Annotated in this window: 13 protein-coding genes; all 13 read right to left on the minus strand. The window is 43.6% G+C overall.

Features of this window, described 5'->3' with window-relative positions; all coding sequences use genetic code 11:
- Nucleotides 1–18: 18 nt before the first annotated feature.
- Nucleotides 19–1,284: an NAD(P)/FAD-dependent oxidoreductase gene (locus tag J4N25_RS22915; protein ID WP_207424152.1), complete on the minus strand. Its 1,266-nt coding sequence runs from the start codon at nt 1,282–1,284 to the stop codon at nt 19–21.
- Nucleotides 1,285–1,397: 113 nt separating this feature from the next.
- Complete coding sequence (locus J4N25_RS22920) at nt 1,398–2,693, minus strand: RagB/SusD family nutrient uptake outer membrane protein (RefSeq protein WP_207424154.1); 1,296 nt, start codon at nt 2,691–2,693, stop codon at nt 1,398–1,400.
- Between the two features lie 33 nt (nt 2,694–2,726).
- Entirely contained in the window at nt 2,727–5,681 is a 2,955-nt protein-coding gene (locus tag J4N25_RS22925) for a SusC/RagA family TonB-linked outer membrane protein (protein WP_207424156.1), read from the minus strand.
- A gap of 150 nt (nt 5,682–5,831) precedes the next feature.
- Entirely contained in the window at nt 5,832–7,112 is a 1,281-nt protein-coding gene (locus J4N25_RS22930; protein ID WP_207424159.1) for a peroxiredoxin family protein, read from the minus strand.
- Between the two features lie 31 nt (nt 7,113–7,143).
- The gene (gene cysM / locus J4N25_RS22935; RefSeq protein WP_207424161.1) at nt 7,144–8,124 is read right to left on the minus strand and encodes a cysteine synthase CysM; all 981 of its coding nucleotides are present in this window, start codon (nt 8,122–8,124) and stop codon (nt 7,144–7,146) included.
- 2 nt (nt 8,125–8,126) lie between these two features.
- Nucleotides 8,127–8,948: a tryptophan synthase subunit alpha gene (gene trpA, locus J4N25_RS22940; protein WP_207424163.1), complete on the minus strand. Its 822-nt coding sequence runs from the start codon at nt 8,946–8,948 to the stop codon at nt 8,127–8,129.
- Nucleotide 8,949: 1 nt separating this feature from the next.
- Nucleotides 8,950–10,134 carry a tryptophan synthase subunit beta gene (gene trpB, locus J4N25_RS22945; protein WP_207424165.1) on the minus strand — a complete coding sequence of 395 codons (1,185 nt, stop codon included), beginning with the start codon at nt 10,132–10,134 and terminating at the stop codon, nt 8,950–8,952.
- Nucleotides 10,135–10,159: 25 nt separating this feature from the next.
- Nucleotides 10,160–10,978: an indole-3-glycerol phosphate synthase TrpC gene (trpC, locus tag J4N25_RS22950; RefSeq protein ID WP_207424167.1), complete on the minus strand. Its 819-nt coding sequence runs from the start codon at nt 10,976–10,978 to the stop codon at nt 10,160–10,162.
- Nucleotides 10,979–10,996: 18 nt separating this feature from the next.
- Entirely contained in the window at nt 10,997–11,995 is a 999-nt protein-coding gene (gene trpD, locus J4N25_RS22955) for an anthranilate phosphoribosyltransferase (RefSeq protein WP_207424169.1), read from the minus strand.
- A 22-nt stretch (nt 11,996–12,017) separates the two neighbouring features.
- Nucleotides 12,018–12,644, minus strand: coding sequence for an anthranilate synthase component II (locus tag J4N25_RS22960; protein ID WP_207424171.1), 627 nt, complete (start codon nt 12,642–12,644; stop codon nt 12,018–12,020).
- 11 nt (nt 12,645–12,655) lie between these two features.
- Nucleotides 12,656–14,062, minus strand: a complete 1,407-nt coding sequence (locus J4N25_RS22965) for an anthranilate synthase component I family protein (RefSeq protein ID WP_207424173.1) — start codon at nt 14,060–14,062, stop codon at nt 12,656–12,658.
- Between the two features lie 41 nt (nt 14,063–14,103).
- The gene (locus J4N25_RS22970; RefSeq protein ID WP_207424174.1) at nt 14,104–17,367 is read right to left on the minus strand and encodes a cytochrome b5 domain-containing protein; all 3,264 of its coding nucleotides are present in this window, start codon (nt 17,365–17,367) and stop codon (nt 14,104–14,106) included.
- Nucleotides 17,351–18,088 (minus strand): DsbA family protein, encoded by a 738-nt coding sequence (locus J4N25_RS22975; protein WP_207424175.1) that lies wholly within the window; start codon nt 18,086–18,088, stop codon nt 17,351–17,353. Before J4N25_RS22975 ends, J4N25_RS22970 begins: the two co-directional genes overlap by 17 nt.
- Nucleotides 18,089–18,120: the final 32 nt, after the last annotated feature.

Below are 18,120 nucleotides of genomic sequence, written 5' to 3' on the forward strand. Positions count from 1 at the left end.
TTTATTTTTCTTCTATACTCAGCTCAGCAATCTCTTTACTGCGAAAAGCTCCAATTTCTCCTTTTCGCCCAGCAAATTTTCGGCAGCTAATTCCCCTAAAGCTGCTCCATGCTTATAACCATGTCCGGACCCACCTCCTAAAAGCCATAGATTGGCGGCTTCGGGATGAGTATCAAGAATGAAGTTCTTATCAGGAGTTTCGGTATACTGGCAAATGCGTTGTTCGATAAGGGGTCGGTGAGCGAGTTTGGGGAAGCGCTTCAGCAGAATTTTTTGTGCATGCAAAAGCTCCTCTGGCTTAAGAAAGCGGTTATAAGTGTCAAACTTCGAAGTAATATCGTCATTTATCGTTATTGCAACCTTAAAACCCCGGTTGGCATTGCCTGGGATCCCATAGCTCAGATCGTTATCCAGGGGCAAGTCCACCCAGTTGGGAAAGCAGTTTTCCCACAGATCCGATGCCTCCGGAGGAGTGGCAAAATAGAAGTAGCCTTGCCGGGTTATTTTTACAAGTCTGGTAATATCCGGGAAAAGCCTGGTTAGCCAGGGCCCTCCGGCAAATACAAATGCATCTGCTTCTAATATAGTTCCATTCGATAAAGTGACACTGTTAAGCCGGCCACCCTTTAACAAAGGCCTCAGTACCTGCTGATGCAGGTACTTACCTCCTTCTTCCTGGAATCGTTCAGCTACGACGCTGCAACCTTCCCGTGCCTCAAGATATCCGGAATTCGGATCGTATATGACATGATCAAGATCGTTAGTATTGATCTGTGGCCAGCGCTTTGCTGCCTCTGCTGGACTTATTCTTTGGATTTCAAGGCCTGCTTTCCTATACATGTTCAAAGCGGTTTCCTCGTGCGGCACATTAGTATTCTGATGCAGCAAAAGCAGACCGTTTTGGTGCAATACTTTCTTTCGGAAAAGAGGTTCATTATCTTTCCATAGCTGAATAGACCTGAGCACGAGGTCAAAATAGACCTGCTGATTATCGTAGTAGGGTCTTATCAAACGAGTTTCACCTCCGGAACTCGATTGGTTATTGCCTGCCCCAAACTGGTCTACCAAAGTCACCTCGTAGCCTTTTCGTTGTAGGTGTAAAGCTGTCCATCCGCCAAAGGCGCCAGCACCAACCACTACAATTTTACCATTCTTAGCTGTTTGTCTAATAAAAGCAGGAGCCTGTGCTTTCCCATCCGCCGGTATTAAGCTTTCTAAGGCGGTCATTGCAGAAGCACCAAGCCCAAACTTTAAAAGCTTACGGCGAGTAATTTTTGAGTTCATCTAAGTACTGTATTTTAATGGATTGTACTTGAGTTCCTGATCCTTCCTTAAAAGAGACCGGGTTTTCGATCCCGATCCATTCGATTAAAATATTCCTGAAACCTGCCGGAGAATTACACTCCTGCTTCGGATGCAGGTAAGGGAAGCTTTTCCCATATATCATCAGCAGGACGATCTTTTGGCAGGGTATTTAATTTGTCGTACCGGCGAACATCTATCCAGCGGTGACCTTCAAAGAACAAGGAGTAGCGGCGCTGCTTCAGCAATTCATTAGTTAAGGCATCTTTAGTTAATGCTCCTGCGTAAGGCTGCAGGTTGTGGCTGCTGCGAATCTTGTCTAGCGCCTTTACTGCTTCTGAAAAATCAGAGCTCTGGATCTTTGCTTCGGCATATAGAAGGATCAATTCTTCGTTACGGATAATTGGTAAAGGAGCTGTGCTGGAAGTATATACCCAAACGTCACGATTTCCAGTAAGGCCATTTATTGAAATAGCAGAGGTGCGTATAGGAGCCTTAGCAATTCTATCATCATTGGCCTCGATGTCTGCAGCATATGACGGATGAGCTGTTCTTGTTTCTGAAGCTTTATTCTGAGCAGCATAAGCGCTGTTCAGCTGATCGCCCGCACCGGTGCAGAAAACATGATAAACGCCGGTAGAAAAATTGCCGTTCAAATCAAGAAAGGATTCATTTAAGGCATTAATTGCATCGCTCCAGTTCTTCTGGTAAACTGCAACCCGTGCAGCGAGTGCCCGGTTGAATTTTATTAAACCTGCTGCATTACTGAAACCCGTAAAACCAGTAGATAGAGGAAATACCACACTTGAGCCTGAAAGATCTGTTCTAGCTTCATCAAGAAGTTTAGAGATTTCAGCCAGCCCTGCGTTATAATCTACAATCGGCCCAAGTTTATCAGGATCCAATACGTCAACTCTGATTCCGTTAGTATAAGTAAGGTTCAAATTCAAGAGCAACTGATAAGCCTTTATTGTCTTGGCAAATCCCAGGTAAGCTTTACGTTGTTCCTCGCTTACAGAACCTGACCGTTGCGCTGATTCTATCAACACATTTGTATTTTTTACCACCCTGTACCGCGCCGCCCAGTTGTCGGTGATATAGAAGTTACTATTCAGAAGCGTATTCGTTTTATCACCAAGCAGTTCAAGATCATAACGCGGGTCTCCAAATCGATAAATCTCCCGGCCGATCACCCCTACCACATCGAGATAGCGATCAGTTGAATTGCGCAAGCCTGATTCTGTTCCTGTTACCAGGCTGTTCAGTTGGCTTAAGGTTGCGTTTTCTATATAGCTGTCAACCGTGGGACTGTTCAAGTCGCCATAATTCTGCTCGCAGGAAGCAATGGTCAATAGCGCTAATAAAAGGAGATAATTTATTTTAGATTTCATATTTGTTCATGTATAAATAGCCGGGAAAGCAGATTAAAAATTAACTGATAGATGAGCTTGCGCACGTTTAGAAGCAGGATAGGGAACCATGTCAGCATTGCTGGAGAACCCGTTTCCAAAGTTTGAAACTTCGGGATCGTAAGACCGGTAATTTGTTTTGGTGAAATAATTATTGAGAGAGATCCCAAATTTGACATTCCTGGCAATGCTACGCGGAAGCTTATTGAAGGAATAATACACCCCTAGCTCTCTTACCCGGAAGTAGCTGGAATTTTCAACGAATGCAGCAGAGGTAGAGCCTATCTTTGAGCCCCTGGTTGGGCCATTAGGTAAAGTGTGTCCCTCTTCGATCACGTCATAATCTGCGGAAGTACCGAAACGGTCAAAAGAAATGTTTGTAAGGTTAATGTTCTGGCCCCCGTTTTTCCAGTGCAGCAATACCAGGAAGCTTAGGTTTTTACCTATCTGTACCTCGTTGTTGGAGCTTAACTGAAATCGTGGTTCTATATCACCAAAATAGCCCAATCCAGTTGGACTTGTAGCATCAACCCCGACAATCTGAGTTGGCGATCTTCCTTCCTCTAATTTGAACGAGCCGGCCAGATAGCCGAAAACGCCTTGAGGCACCGGTGGTGTAGTTAAGCGCGTTACTTTAGCCCTGTTTAACCAGTAATTAAAAGAGGTATTCCATTTTATAAGCTTAGCATCAACAGGCCTTGCCGTTAAACCTAACTCCAGACCGTGGTTTTTCAAATCGCCTGCATTAACCCATGATGTTGCAAAACCTGATGAAGCCGGAGGATTACTTAATAGAAGGAAGTCTTCTATAGTTTTTTTGTAGTAAGTAGCTTGTAAGCCTACACGACCTTTAAGCACTGAAAAGTCAAGGCCCGTTTCAAACTCGGTCTGTCTTTCAGGTTTGATTTTAGCTTGGCCTTGCTGTGTGTTCACCAATGAACCCAGGAAACCAATAATGTTTGAGATACCGAGGGATGTGAACTTACTTCCGTACGCCGGAGTATTGGTAGCTTGCCCGTAAGCTGCACGAACTTTAAGGTCTTCAACAAAGCCCTGCCTGATAAGGCCGCTCTGGGTAAAGTTGAAAGAGGCTCCGCCTTTAGGATAGATGTAGAATTTACCAGGATCTCCGTTATTAGTAGAACGGTCAAAACGGATACCCGCTGTTAAACTTAACGCGTTAGCAATCAAAGCTTCTTCCTGAACGAAAACTCCGTCGTTCTGAAACTTACGCCTGTCCTGGTAAGCACTTAGGGCACCTGCCTGATTGATATTAGACTGGCCGGTAGTAAGCTGGGTAGCTACGTTTATGGCGTTATTGAATTCCCCGCGTTCCTGTGTAATCCCAGCAGAGCTGGTTAAGGTAAATGCGCTTCCTGGGGCATATGTGTTCACCAGTGAAATTATGTAGTTAGTATTAAGGTTACGGGTAAAGCCCTGAACCGAAGAGCCCTTAGCTACATCCTGGGTTTGAAGCGTAGCTGGAAAAAGAACATCAGTAGACAGGTTATAGAAATCAATACCTCCCCTGGTTACCAGTTTTGTATTACTTTTATTAGTTCTTAGGAGTCCTGCTTCAATATTCAACCCAGTTATAAAACGGTTCACTCCTTCATTGTTGCGAACCTGAGCGATGGTTTGCAGGAAGTTGGAACCGCCCACAGTATTTGCCGGATACACACCGTACTGGTTGGCATGCAGCTCAACAAAGCCTGGGGTTTGAGCCAATGCCCAACCCAGTGAATTACCTGAATTATCGTTATTAGTGATCCCTCTGTCGGCCGATGAGTTAATATAATTTGTATTAATACTCACCTTAATATTTTCGTTTACCTTGTGGTTAACATTCAGGCGAAGGCTGTTATTACGGTAACCGGTATTCTTAATTATTCCATCTTCATCTTTAGTACCGGCAGAAAAGTACAATCCTGTTCTTTCGTTACCTCCACTGATGCTCAATACAGAATTCCTTGTTACTCCGGTATTGCCATAAATTTCCTTCTCATAATCATAAATCCTGCCCTTAGCCTGTGCATCCAAAAACTGCTGACGCAGCTCAGCACTTTTTACAGGATCATTTGAAAGACTTGCAGCTGTTTCGGCAGTGAAATTACGAACACCTAATAGCTTCCTCACTTTCACATTACCGTAATCCTGAGAGAAAGAAACCTGAGTTTTACCGGCCCTCCCTTTTTTGGTAGTGATCAAGATAACTCCAGCGGCAGCTCTTGACCCGTAAATAGCAGCAGCTGAAGCCCCTTTAAGGATCTCAATGTTTTCTACATCTTCTGGTCGTATATCTGCAATCCTGCTGGACGGATTATCCTGGTTAGAAACAACAGAACCATCCCTGACTGCCTTTGTTACCGCCGTTAGGCCTGATGATACAGAAGAATTGTCAACAATAACTCCGTCTAAAACAAATAAGGGTTGAGAGTTACCGTAAATAGAGGTCAAACCACGTAAACGGATAGACAGACCTCCACCTGGTGCCCCCGAATTTGCGTTGATATAAGCTCCCGGAACCTTTCCATTTAATGCAGCGTCGAAGGTTTGAGCAGGAGCCACACCTGAAAGTTCTTTTGAAGATATACTTACTACAGTATTGGCAAGGTTTCGTCGCTGAACATTAGTTGCCAAGCCGGTGACTACAACTTCGTCCAGCTTTGCGATATCATCTTCAAGTTTAAGTTCGAGCGTCTCGCCAATACTTTGGATAGCCCTGGTCTGGGTTTTAAAACCGGTAAAACTGATTACCAGTTGTCCGTTGCCTGGAAGGGCTAACCTGAACCGACCCTCGGCATCTGTACTTGTACCGATAGTAGTATTTAGTACCTGGACGTTCGCCCCCGGTAAGGGTTGATTGTCTGCATCCCGGACAATACCAGTAATAAATTTGCTTTGTGCAAAAAGACAATTTCCTAATGCTAGCAGGCATAATAGAACAGTAATTAAGTAGCGTTTGTGCATTGATATTTAATTAAGATTTGTATTTAGATATGATATTGAAGGTGAGAATGAAATATGTGATGACTGATTTGACCAAAGCAGTAGCAGGGATACGATATTTTCGCATCCGGAAGGGTACTCTAAGAGATCGCAGCAGCTAAGTGATAAGTCCTATTTTTTTGTCAGCAGCTCTTCTACTTCCTTATTAAACTCTGTTTTGAATTCTTCGTAGTATTTGCCGGTAGCAGGACCGTTATATCCTGTGTGGATCTTTGCAACGTTTCCATTCCTATCTATAAAAATGGTTGTAGGAAAAGCGAGGAACTTTTCCAAAGCAGGCAGTGACTCTGCTACAAACTTCTTGTCGGCCAATCCTCCAACCAGTTGTTCATACTCAATCCCATACTTCTCCTTTACCCGGCCAAGAACTTTCTTTACGTATTCAGGATCGTCTTTTCGCTCATAATAGATAGAGACAACTTCGATGCCCCGATCTTTATTCTGCTTGTACCAGGGAGCAAGGAAGGCTGCTTCGTCCATACAATTAGGGCACCAGGTACCTGTGATGGTCAGGATAATCGGTTTATTTTTAAACCTCTCATCCCTAATAGAAACCTTTTTCCCATCAGCATCCGGAAGGTTGAAGCTAAATTCCTTATACCCTTGTTTCAATTGAGTTAAGGAATAGGCATCAGGTAATTTTGCATTGGGATTTCGCGTCCCCCGAATCTTAAACTTGCCAGAGGGTGCCTTTGATTCACCTTCGAATGTATTTTCATCTACAAAACATCCGGTAATCAGATTAGGACCAGTGCCAATAAAAGATGATAAGCTAAATTCTTTTCCTGAAACATCTCCCTGAAGAAAACGTGCGTCGCCGGTAGTCTTGAGAAAAGTTCCTGTTAACCGGCTTCCCTCCTGCTTAAAAAGTCCTACTGTTTTGGTTTCTGCTCCGTCATCATTGATATAAGTAACATCCCACTTACCATTTAGGTCAGCCTGGGGTTTGGCCGGTGAAGAGGTAAAGCGATAAGTTTTTCCGAACTCGGCCACGGCTTTTAATGGAAGACCCGTACGATCTACAGAGATAGGTAGACCTTTAGTGTCTACAGGCGGTGGCGTTCTTTCATCTTGTCTCCTCAATACGCCAGACAACTTTTTTTCACCCTCAACCCTGAAAGCCAGCTCATTGTCAAACTGGTCTATAGGGATGATAATAGAGTCCTTTTCGAAAACCACCCTATCGGCAGGAAGCCGTTCCGCACCGTTCAGCAGGTAAACTTTTGGATTAGAGAGACTGCCACTCACTTCAAAATTGAAAGGCACCTCTGATCCATCTCTGTAAAAGAAAACACCTCGCCACTTTCCCAATGGCAAAGAAGTTTGAGCATAAGAGATCCTTGCTGTCAGGGCCAGAGAAAAACAGATGATATATTTAAGTGTTGATTTCATAATAAGTTTAATTCCTTTAATATCTGCAATCTTAGTGCTTGTCATTGATCAATAATTCCCGCAGAAGTAGATCCTGGGCGACCAAACCATTTGCAACTTCCAGGGCCGGGGTTAACACTTCTTCTTTATTTCCGGCAAATAATTCAGTAGAAAGATATCTGTCCCCCCGATCGCATACTATAAATACGATTCTTCCCTCATCAATTTCCTCTGCCAGCCTGGTAACCGCAGCTAATGCGCCCCCGGTGCTCGGGCCTGAAAAAAGAGCCTCCTTACGAACTAATTCCCTGGTCCAGAAGATGGCTTCCTCCTGGCTTACATCCATAAGCCGGTCAACACTCTGCGGGTTGTATATTCGGGGAACATATTCTCCCTCCCAACGCCTTATCCCTGGAATTTGCGATTCTGCATCCGGTTGTACTCCAATTATCTGAACTCCCGGATTTTTTTCTTTGAGGTAATTTGAGACACCCACAAGGGTTCCGGTAGTACCCATAGCCGAAACGAAATGAGTAATTGTACCACTCGTTGCATCCCATATCTCCGGACCTGTGGTTTTATAATGGGCAGAAACATTATCGGGATTAGAAAATTGATCCAGCATATAAAGCCCTTTCTTTCTTGCCTTCTCCCGGGCATATTCAATTACTGCCTCAAGAGGTTGTTCCTTCGGGATAAGTGTTACCCTTGCACCAAAAGCCTGCATAGTCCAAATACGTTCTTTCGATGCCATTTCTGGCATTACCAGCTCTATTTCATATCCATATAGTGAGGCTATCAGTGCCAGAGCAATTCCTGTATTCCCGCTCGTAGGTTCTATCAGCTTCATTCCCGGCTTAAGTTCTCCCCGCTCAATCGCCCCCTCAATCATCGCTACTGCTGCCCGGTCCTTTACGCTACCTCCAGGATTTTGCCCTTCCAATTTTGCATAAATTTTCACCCCGGGTTTAGGAAATATTTTGCTTAACTCAGCCAGTGGTGTATTGCCAACAAGGTTTAAAATAGAAGCCATCGTTAAAATACAATTAATTGTGCTGAGGGAGATTTATGTTCCGCAAGTTTCAAACCTTTTATCGAATGCACGAAGTCATGAATATCTTTATCATAATTCTTTGATTGCTCAAGCAGTCTTATAAAGGCAGTTCCGATAATGGCGCCTGGAGCATACCGTAGAGCGTCACGATAGGAGGCCTTATCCTTTATGTTAAAACCGATAAGTCTTGGATTATTTAATGGAGCCTGTTTTATGTTCTCAAGGAACTGATCATTCTGTTTTCCAGCCTTTTCGGAGTTTCCGGTTGTGCTATTGGTAGAAACAACATAAATAAATCCATTGCTGATGCTATCAATCTTGAAAAGTCGTTCGGGTGTAGTTTGTGGGGTGACCAGAAAAACATTTGAAAGATTATACTTCTCAAATAAATGCCTGTATTTGGTTTCGTATTCTTTCAAAGGAAGATCAGGGATAATAATCCCATCAATGCCGAGCTCTGAGGCCTTTCTAATAAAAGCTTCAACTCCGTACTGAATAACCGGATTATAATAGCCCATCAACAAAACCGGAATGTTAATTTCTTTCCGGAAGCCTTCCAACTGCTGGAACAATAGTTCGATAGACATTCCATTGTTTATTGCTACCATATTGCTTTCCTGGATCACTGGTCCGTCTGCCAGGGGATCAGAATACGGCATTCCGATCTCAACAAGGTCTACCCCTGCATTCTCCAGATGCTTTAACACCGTTCGTGTATCATTTAAATGAGGAAATCCTGCGGTAAAAAAGATATTGAGGATATCGCTTTTCTTATCCTTAAATAGTTGATTTATTCTGTTCATTTTAATACCCTCCTCTTTCAATATATGTCTGTAAGTCCTTATCACCTCTTCCAGAGAGCGTTACCACAATAACGTCGTCCGCCCGGAACTTCAGAAGATCAAGCGCAGCAAGTGCGTGAGAAGATTCCAGGGCGGGAATAATACCTTCCAGGCGGCTTAACTGAACACCCGCCAGGTAAGCTTGCTCATCAGTAGCGCTGTGATAGAGGCCTCTTCCTGAATCGAACAAATAGGCATGAATAGGTCCGATACCAGGGTAATCCAAACCTGCAGAGATAGAGTGTGGCTCCACAATTTGCCCGTCACGAGTCTGCATCAGGATAGTTTTACTTCCGTGAATGATTCCCCTGGTTCCAACCTGTGTAGTCGCTGCTGTTTTTCCACTGTCTACTCCTAAACCTGCCGCTTCCACAGCGATTAGTTTCACATCTTCGTTATCCAGATAATGATAAAATGTACCGGCTGCATTACTTCCGCCGCCAACGCAGGCAATTAGATAATCTGGATTTTCACTGCCTGTCTCCGTCTTCAGTTGCTTCTTAATCTCTTCACTTATTACTGACTGAAAACGCGCCACCATATCAGGGTAAGGATGGGGGCCAACCACTGAGCCAATGATATAATAAGTATCAACTGGATTGTTTATCCAGTCCCGGATGGCTTCATTAGTGGCGTCTTTCAGGGTCCTGCTGCCACTTAAAGCCGGCCGCACCTCCGCACCCAGCAGCTTCATTCGCTCTACGTTGGGCTTTTGTCGATGTATATCCACCTCGCCCATGTACACCACACATTGCATACCCATTAGGGCGCACATCGTAGCTGTAGCAACACCATGCTGACCAGCTCCCGTTTCGGCAATGATCCTTGTTTTGCCAAGACGGCGTGCCAGCAGGATCTGCCCAAGGGTATTATTCACCTTATGAGCTCCCGTGTGGTTCAGGTCTTCACGCTTCAGGTAAATCGTTGTATTATACTTCTTTGATAAACGGGTGGCGAGATATAGTGGGGTAGGCCTTCCGACATAAGTGTGCAGCAAGCGCTGAAACTCTGCCTGGAAACTTTCCTCCTGAATGATCTTCAGGTAATTTTCACGAAGTTCTTCCACATTCGGATACAGCATTTCAGGAATGTAAGCGCCGCCGAATTCACCATAAAAGCCCTCCTGGTCTATTTGATGTTTACCCATAAGTTTCCATTGATTTTTAAATCCCTTAAGATGCCAGAAGGGCATTCAGTCTTTCCTTGCGTGATATCTGTTGAATATAGGTCTCCAGCGCTGCAGCCGGGTCTGCATGTTTCATAAATGATTCCCCTATAAGGAAACCCTCGTAACCGGCGGATTTCAGTTCTGAAATGACCAGGGGATCGCTTAAACCGCTTTCGGAAACTTTCACAAAATCCATGGGAATGTGAGGAGCGAGATCAAGAGAGCGACCTATAGAAACATCAAAAGTTTTAAGGTTACGGTTATTGACGCCAACAAGATCAATGTAAGGATTCAAACTGCGTTTCAACTCTCGCAGATCATGCACTTCCAGCAACACGCTTAAGCCGAGACTTTTTGCAAAACGCGCCAGGTTTTCTATTTCATTCGGAGCTAGAACAGATGCAATAAGCAGCACTATATCTGCCCCAATAGCTTTGGCTTCCACCACCTGATATTCGTCTATTATAAAGTCTTTCCGCAATACCGGAATGTTAACCGCACATTTTACAGCTATCAGATCCTCTATCTGTCCTCCGAAATATTTGTTCTCAGTAAGCACTGATATGGCCGAAGCTCCCGCACGCTCATATCCTTTCGCTACTTCAACAACATTTACGCTATTGTTAATTACCCCTTTTGAAGGACTCTGTTTTTTGATTTCAGAGATAATTCCATGGCGCTTTCTGTCGAAGATAAAATCTATTGCAGGCAGGGGATTTCTATCGTATAAAGGATAAAATTCAAGGGCTTTATATGGTGTTTGAGCTTTCCTCCTTGCCAGCTCTATTCTGGTGTTCGTTACAATTACACTTAAGATATTCATTGCTTTTACTGTTTATGATTAATAATTATTACTGCTAATAAACTTATTGAGTGATTGATAGGCTCTTCCTGATTCTACAGACTCTTTTGCTTCAGAAAGAGAATCCTCAAGACTGAAAGAGGGATTAAGGGTCTTTATAGCCAGGGCAGCATTAGCTAACACGGCATTTGTTTGTGCTTCTGTAGACTCACCTTTCAAAACCGCTACTAAAATGGAAGCAGCCTCGCTCACTGTTTTACCTCCGTCAAGCTCATGCTGACCTATACGCTTAAATCCAAAGTTGCGGGGGTGCAAAAGAATCTCGCCCTGGTTGCTTATCACTTTAACAGGAGAAGTAAGAGACACCTCATCATAAGCATCGATAGAATGAACAATGCTGTAAGTAAGGGTCGATTGCTGATATAGGTGCCCGTAAAGTCTGGCAAGTTCCAGGTTATACACCCCCAGAAGCTGTTTCTTCGGCTGGGCAGGGTTGATTAACGGTCCCAGAATATTAAAAAAAGTACGCACCCCTAATTCCCGTCGTACAGGGGCTACGTATTTCATTGCTGGATGAAAAAGTGGTGCATGAAGAATTGTAAAACCCGACTTTTCCAATTGGCGCTTCAACTGATTTGCGTTACGGGTAAAGCTTACCCCCAGATATTCCAGCACATTGCTTGATCCGCTGGTGGAAGAGACCCCATAATTACCGTGCTTGGCTATTTTGTACCCTGCTCCCGCTACAACAAAAGATGCCGTGGTTGAAATATTAAAAGTGTTCTTGCCATCTCCTCCTGTGCCTACAATATCTACTGCGTCAAACTCCCCAAGGTCAATCTTTACCGCCAGGTCGAGCATGGCGTCCCTGAAACCCCTTAGCTCTTCAGTAGTAAGACTTCGCATATTGAAGACGGTAAGGAAAGAGGCAATCTGCAGATAATTGTGCTTTCCTTCACCGATCTCCAACAGGATATTCTTTGCCTCCTGGTAAGGTAGTGTCTGAAGTTTGTATAAACGGGTTAATAAATCTTTCATATCTCTGTTTCAGCTATACCCTTTAAACCAGTTCCAATTCCTCCTCAAGAAGAAGGGGATCCTTCTCCTGTCGCACTGCTGCTTCGACCCAGTTAAGGATAAGCTGCTTGCCGTGCTGTGTAAGGATGGATTCAGGGTGAAACTGCACTCCCCTTACGTCAAAAACTTTATGCTTTACCGCCATTACATAGTCGTCCTCACTAAGGGCAATAACTTCCAGGGGAGCTGCTATGGTAGAAACATCAGCCACCCAGCTATGATATCTTCCGGTTATGAATTTTTCAGGGAGCTTTTTGAAGAGATAATCAGTGTTGTCTGTCACTTGAGTTTGTAATCCAACGCCGTGTAGCACTTCTTTCATGTTGGTTAAGGAAGCTCCGAACACCTCGCATATCCCCTGGTGCCCTAAGCAAATGCCTAAAATGCTTTTGCTTTCGGCATACGTCCGGATAATATCTAACATTATTCCTGCCTCCTCAGGAATACCTGGTCCTGGTGATAAAAGGATCTTGTCGTACTGGTTAACTTCGGCGAGACTAATCTTGTCATTTCTTATTACCGTTGTTTGCCCACCGTACCCAAACTCACGCAGTATATGAACCAGATTATAGGTGAACGAGTCGTAATTGTCTAATACTAAAATCTTCATAAGTTTCTGATTTAAATAGTTTCTGCCAACTGAATAGCCCTTTTAAGAGCAGCCAGTTTGTTATTTACCTCTTGTAATTCGTTTTCAATTTTAGATTTGGCTACAACTCCTGCGCCTGCCTGGTAAAAGAGTTTATTACCTTTACTGAGGATGGTACGGATCATAATAGCATGATCAATCCGGCCGTCGAAGCCGATATAGCCAATTGCTCCACCGTAGTAACCTCTGCACTGTTTCTCATATCTGTTGATCAGTTGCAAAGCTTTATGCTTCGGCGCCCCCGATAAAGTACCTGCGGGAAATGTCCTTGCTAGGATATGAAGGGCATTTTCCCGGTCGTCTAATCTGCCTGTAACTTTAGATACAAGATGGATCACGTGCGAATAGTACTGCACTTCCTTGTAGGTCTCTACTTCAACGTCAGTACCGTAACTGCTGAGGTCGTTCCGTGCCAGGTCCACCAGCATCACATGTTCGGCGTTTTCCTTTGGATCATCGATAAGCAGTTGGGTAAGCGCCTCGTCCTGCTCCTCATCACCTGTGCGCTTAACGGTACCTGCAATAGGGAAAATTGTAGCACTTCCATCCTTCACTACTATCTGAGCCTCGGGGGATGATCCGAAAATCCGGTAATCACCAAGGTCAAAGAAGAAAAGGTATGGCGATGGATTGATGTGTCGAAGCGCGCGGTAGACCGTGAAATCATCGCCAGTAAAGGCCCTGCTAAAGCGCCGCGAAAGCACAATTTGGAAAACATCGCCACGGAAGCAATGGTCCTTTCCTTTTTGCACGATGTCGAGGAATTCCTGATCTGTGAAATTTGAAGTCTCCTTATCAACCGCTTTGAATGAATATCCAGCGTATTTCTTTCGCTGGATCAGGCTGGAAATCTCTTCCAGCCTACTTTCCTTGTTGTTTAGTTTGTGCTCAAATAACCAAACTTCTTCGTTATGGTGACTGTATACCACAACGTATTTAAAAACCTGGTATAACAAGTCAGGAATCTTCCTTGCTTCATTTTCGAAGCTGTTAATCTCTACCTCTTCAAAATATCTTACGGCGTTGTAACTGGTAAAACCAAAAAGGCCATTGGTGGTAAAGGGAGTTTTAGGAGCCGAATAAGTGAAAGACTTTATATACTTATTCAGCTCTTCTAAAACTTGCTTAGCCTCAATTATAGGTGTAGTTATTGAATCTTCGCCGGGGTAGGTAACATGTATTTCCTCATCAATTACTTCGAATCTGGATATCGGATCAAAGCAGATGTAAGAATAACTGTTATGATTATTATGGTAGTTGGAACTTTCAAGAATAATGCTGTTTGCAAATTCATCCCTTACCCGCAGGTACAGGTCGACCGGCGTGAGGGTATCACCTAGTATTTTCAAGGAATCTGACTGAAACTCTAATTCTCTCATATTCTATAGATCTTATATAGTATAACTGTAAATAAAAAGAGTTATGTGTTCTGATTATTGAAATATTGTTCTTGCACAGTACTGATCTTAGTCCCAAACTTACTTTTGAGTGCGGTGTAAGAATCCAAGTATTCTATGAATAGTTCCAGGATATAATTCATGTTTTTATTGAAGAGCGGCTTCAGGTCGGCCTCATAACTTTCAAAATACTTTAGTCCCGCCCAGAACAGGTTCCTGATATTTACAATAAGCTCTTTATCGGCCTTCTCAACAGACAGCAGTAGCCCTCGTAACTCTTCATCTTCAGCAAGGGTGTCGGTGTTGAAGGTGCCTTTCAGGCTTTCAGCTTCCTGTATGCTTACATCCTTGAACTGACGGAGGATCTTATGATAATCTTCCTCCTCATTAAACTGATGTATCAGGCTCTCTATCAGCAGCGGGATATATTCGATGTGGAATCTTTTATGGTTCTCGATTATTAAAGCAGCCTTAAACGGTGTAAAACGGGATGATGTATCCACTCTTGTCGTCTTTTTATAAGTAAAAGTATAATCTGTATACAGGGTGTTCTGCATTTCGGTAGTAAGATGCATGGCCTCCAGCCAGCTCTGGTATTTATTAGCTACTTCTACTGATTCAAACTGAGGCTCGATACTTTCACCCACATAATACATACTCAGCAGCGACAAGATTTCGGGGTTAAGGTGGTGTTCCGCCCTTTGAAATTCCTTCGTCCCGTCACGGCCAGCGTTGTCCAGCACGATCTTTTCACCGCCAGGATGAATATCCTTAAACTCTGTAAGATCATAAACCTTTTTATTCACTAGTATCCAGTATCCGTTCTTCTCGTTATTCCTTTTTACAATTTCAGATATTGCATACCTCCGTGGCAGTTCCGCGACTTCCTCTTTGCTGGTAAAAATGTCCTGCATGTAACGGTCCTCCGAAAATAACTCGTAGAATAATTCCTTCGGATCTATTTCCTCCGCGATTGCATAGATCTTTATAATATTCTGAATAGCATCCATTATCGATTTTGCAAATCCAGATTTTCCGCAAACGTAGATGTAAGCTCCCTTTCCCCCTATCCGCTCTGGTTTAATCAGTTCGTAAAGTTTCTTTTGATACTCCTTTTGAGCTAACAATCTCTCCATCCGGCCTCTTTGGCCAGGTTCAAAGGCAAAGGTTTTATCTTCCCTGCTGATCTCTTTATTGATTTGAATATCCTGACGTGAAAACACAACGTTAAGGTTGAGGTCTTTCTCGAGCGACAAATGTTGCAGTTCATCCTGGTAAGGAAAGCTCTTAATGTCCTGAACACTTAAAAAAAGCCATCCCAGATGGAGCTTGTCTTTAGATTCAAGATGTTCCCAGAATGCCTTGAAAGGAGAGATCCCAGTACCTCCCGCAAACATTAATATCGGTTTGTCCAGGTTTTCGGGAAGTTTAAATCGTAGTGGGCGAACAATTCGAAACGGTATTTTATTGCTGCTACTGATATAGGAGTCATGGAGGAATCCTGAAGCCACACCCTGCTTCACCTTCCCGACAGTTAACTCTACCGTCTCCTTTTTATCAGATCGATCTTCCGAAGAAATACTGTATAGACGTTCGCTTTCTATGGTCAGAAGATCAGTGAGCAGGTAGCCCGAAGCAAGCAGATTAACAGGTAGTCCATGTCCTACCAGCACTTCAATGAACTCTTTCAAACCAAGAGTTATTTTGGCTCGTTTTATTCCTTCCAGACATGCCTGAATTGCTTTAGGAACTTCCTTCAAATCAGCCAATTCAACTTTAGATAATTTCGCCAGCTGCAATACTTCCCTCAGGCTTAGCTCCTCAGTTTTGATATGATAATACCTGCCTATATGCTGCTGCCATTGCTCATTCAACCTGATAGTAGTCTGAGCGGCAAGGCCTGTATGAAGTAAAATTTCATTTACCAGCTCTTCGTTATTAGATGGAAGGATTGCGATCCTGTCACCCGGCCTGTAGTTAACACCTTTGTTTTCGATGTTGAGTTCAATATTTTTGATATCGGCGATGCTTACCTGCTTGCGGTTAGAAATAGTGGCAAAAGGGCATTTAAGCTGTTTGTCTGCAAAACGTTCAAGACGGGTTTTCTCAAGCTCGTCATCAACGTCTTCCCAGGTTCGTTCTTTGAATAGGCCGCTAAAACCTCCGATAGTTACAGAACGGCCCACTTTGAAGGCCATTTGAAGGTAGCCGTACACCTTACGTTTGTGTACACCTAAAAATCCCTGTTTTCCGGCATAGGCTTCAATTAACGAGTAATAGGCCCCATTCAGCTCATCGTTGTTCTTCTTTTCAATATACCCGCTTAATGATACCTGCTCTACAGCATTGAGGAACTCCCTCCAGTTAGTGGGATACCAGCGGCGGATAAATAAGGCCTCCTCTCCCAGGATCGTATCGTATTTTGCCCTCTCAATAAATGTGTCGATCAGGTGAAAAACGGGGGAAGAGGTTCCGCTCGGCCCTTGTACTCCTTCTTTCAGGGGTACGGCAAATGGTGCTACTGTCTTCGCCCAGACAATAGGATCAACATAGGTTTTACTACGGGGATTAGGATTTATTTTAAGGAATGAGTCTTCAGTAAGGTCTTCAATAACTCTTTGAATTTTTTGTAAACCACTGATCACCCTGGCTTCATTATCTTGGAGGATAGCAGTCTGTACTTCAGCCACTTCCTTTACAATGGGGTGCGATTTGTACAGGATTTCTGTTTGAGTAAGATAAAAGATCCGTTCCTCGTTATTGTCAACCGTAGGCACCAGGAGGCTCAGGTTCTCCACTTCAAAATCTTCTCCCTGGTTTTTAAGTTTCCAGTTGTAAACGATCAGATCGATGTACGAAAGAAAAGGTACTGGTCGGTTAAGGCGTTGAGTTATCTGCTGCCATGGAAGTAAAATAGTATTAGGGATATCCAGGTCTTCTTCACGCTCGCAGCGAACATAAGCATGAGCGAACATACTTGCGAGAACAGAAGCGCGGCATAAGTATTTATCCCCGAGGTTTTGCTTACTGAAATCAAGGACCGGCAATTCCCTAAAAGCTCTACGCAGGGTTTGATTTTTATAATGAACCGGTAGGTTACTGGCCAGGTTATCCCAGGCCGAGAACTCCGGCGGAAGATTTTGCAAAGGTTGATTAACAGGCATGAAACCTTTATCAAAGGAAAGAAATCCCAGGTTCTCATGTCCGAGTTCGGTATTCCTACGGGCCGCGTTAAGTACCGACAGGTAAGAAGGAGCCCAAATTTGATCTTTAATAGGTTGATTCATGTGTTGATAGATAATTTATTTCCTCCAGTTTCCTCTTAATCCTTTTGATGATAATATCTGCAGGCTCGAAGCCCGCACTTAAAAATTCTTCACCGTCAGGGTGCTGCATCAGCAGCGAAGGGTAAGACAAGTTATATCTGGCGGCCTTTGAAAACTCCTTCAGCGTTTTGGCTTTGTATTCTAAAGAGTTTAATTTTTGCAGGTATATCTCCTTTTCAATCTGATAAGGAGATATAAGTTCAACAAAAGTGTAATCGTCGTTTAAATCCTTACCCTGCCTAAAAAATGCATTCTGAATTGATGCAGCGAAACTGAAAACATGTTCAGGCAGCAATTCCCTGAAAACAGTAAGAGCTACAGAGCTCTTTTCCGAGTCGTAGGAATAATCGCCTTTTTGCAGAAGATTTAAGAAATCATTGCCGAATTCAGCCCCGGTTAAACTGGTGACATTGGGCATATTCCGTTGAATATGTTCGCTGATACTTCTCATCGGAACCTTTCTCTGACCGGAAAAGATGCCCCCATTTATCAGACTAAAGGTGATTTCTCTACCGAATTCCTTGCGTATCCTTTCCAGGTGCGATGAGAAGCCGAAGCACCAGCCACAAAGGGGATCGTATCCATAAATGATCTCAATGTATGGTGATGTTCTATCTGTTCTCGAATTAGTGTTGTCCTCCGAACAAGATTTATGATTGCAGATAAGATTTACAGTGTGCATAGATGTAGATTGGTGGTGTAAGGCAAAATTAT

The sequence above is a fragment of the Desertivirga brevis genome (assembly GCF_017355835.1).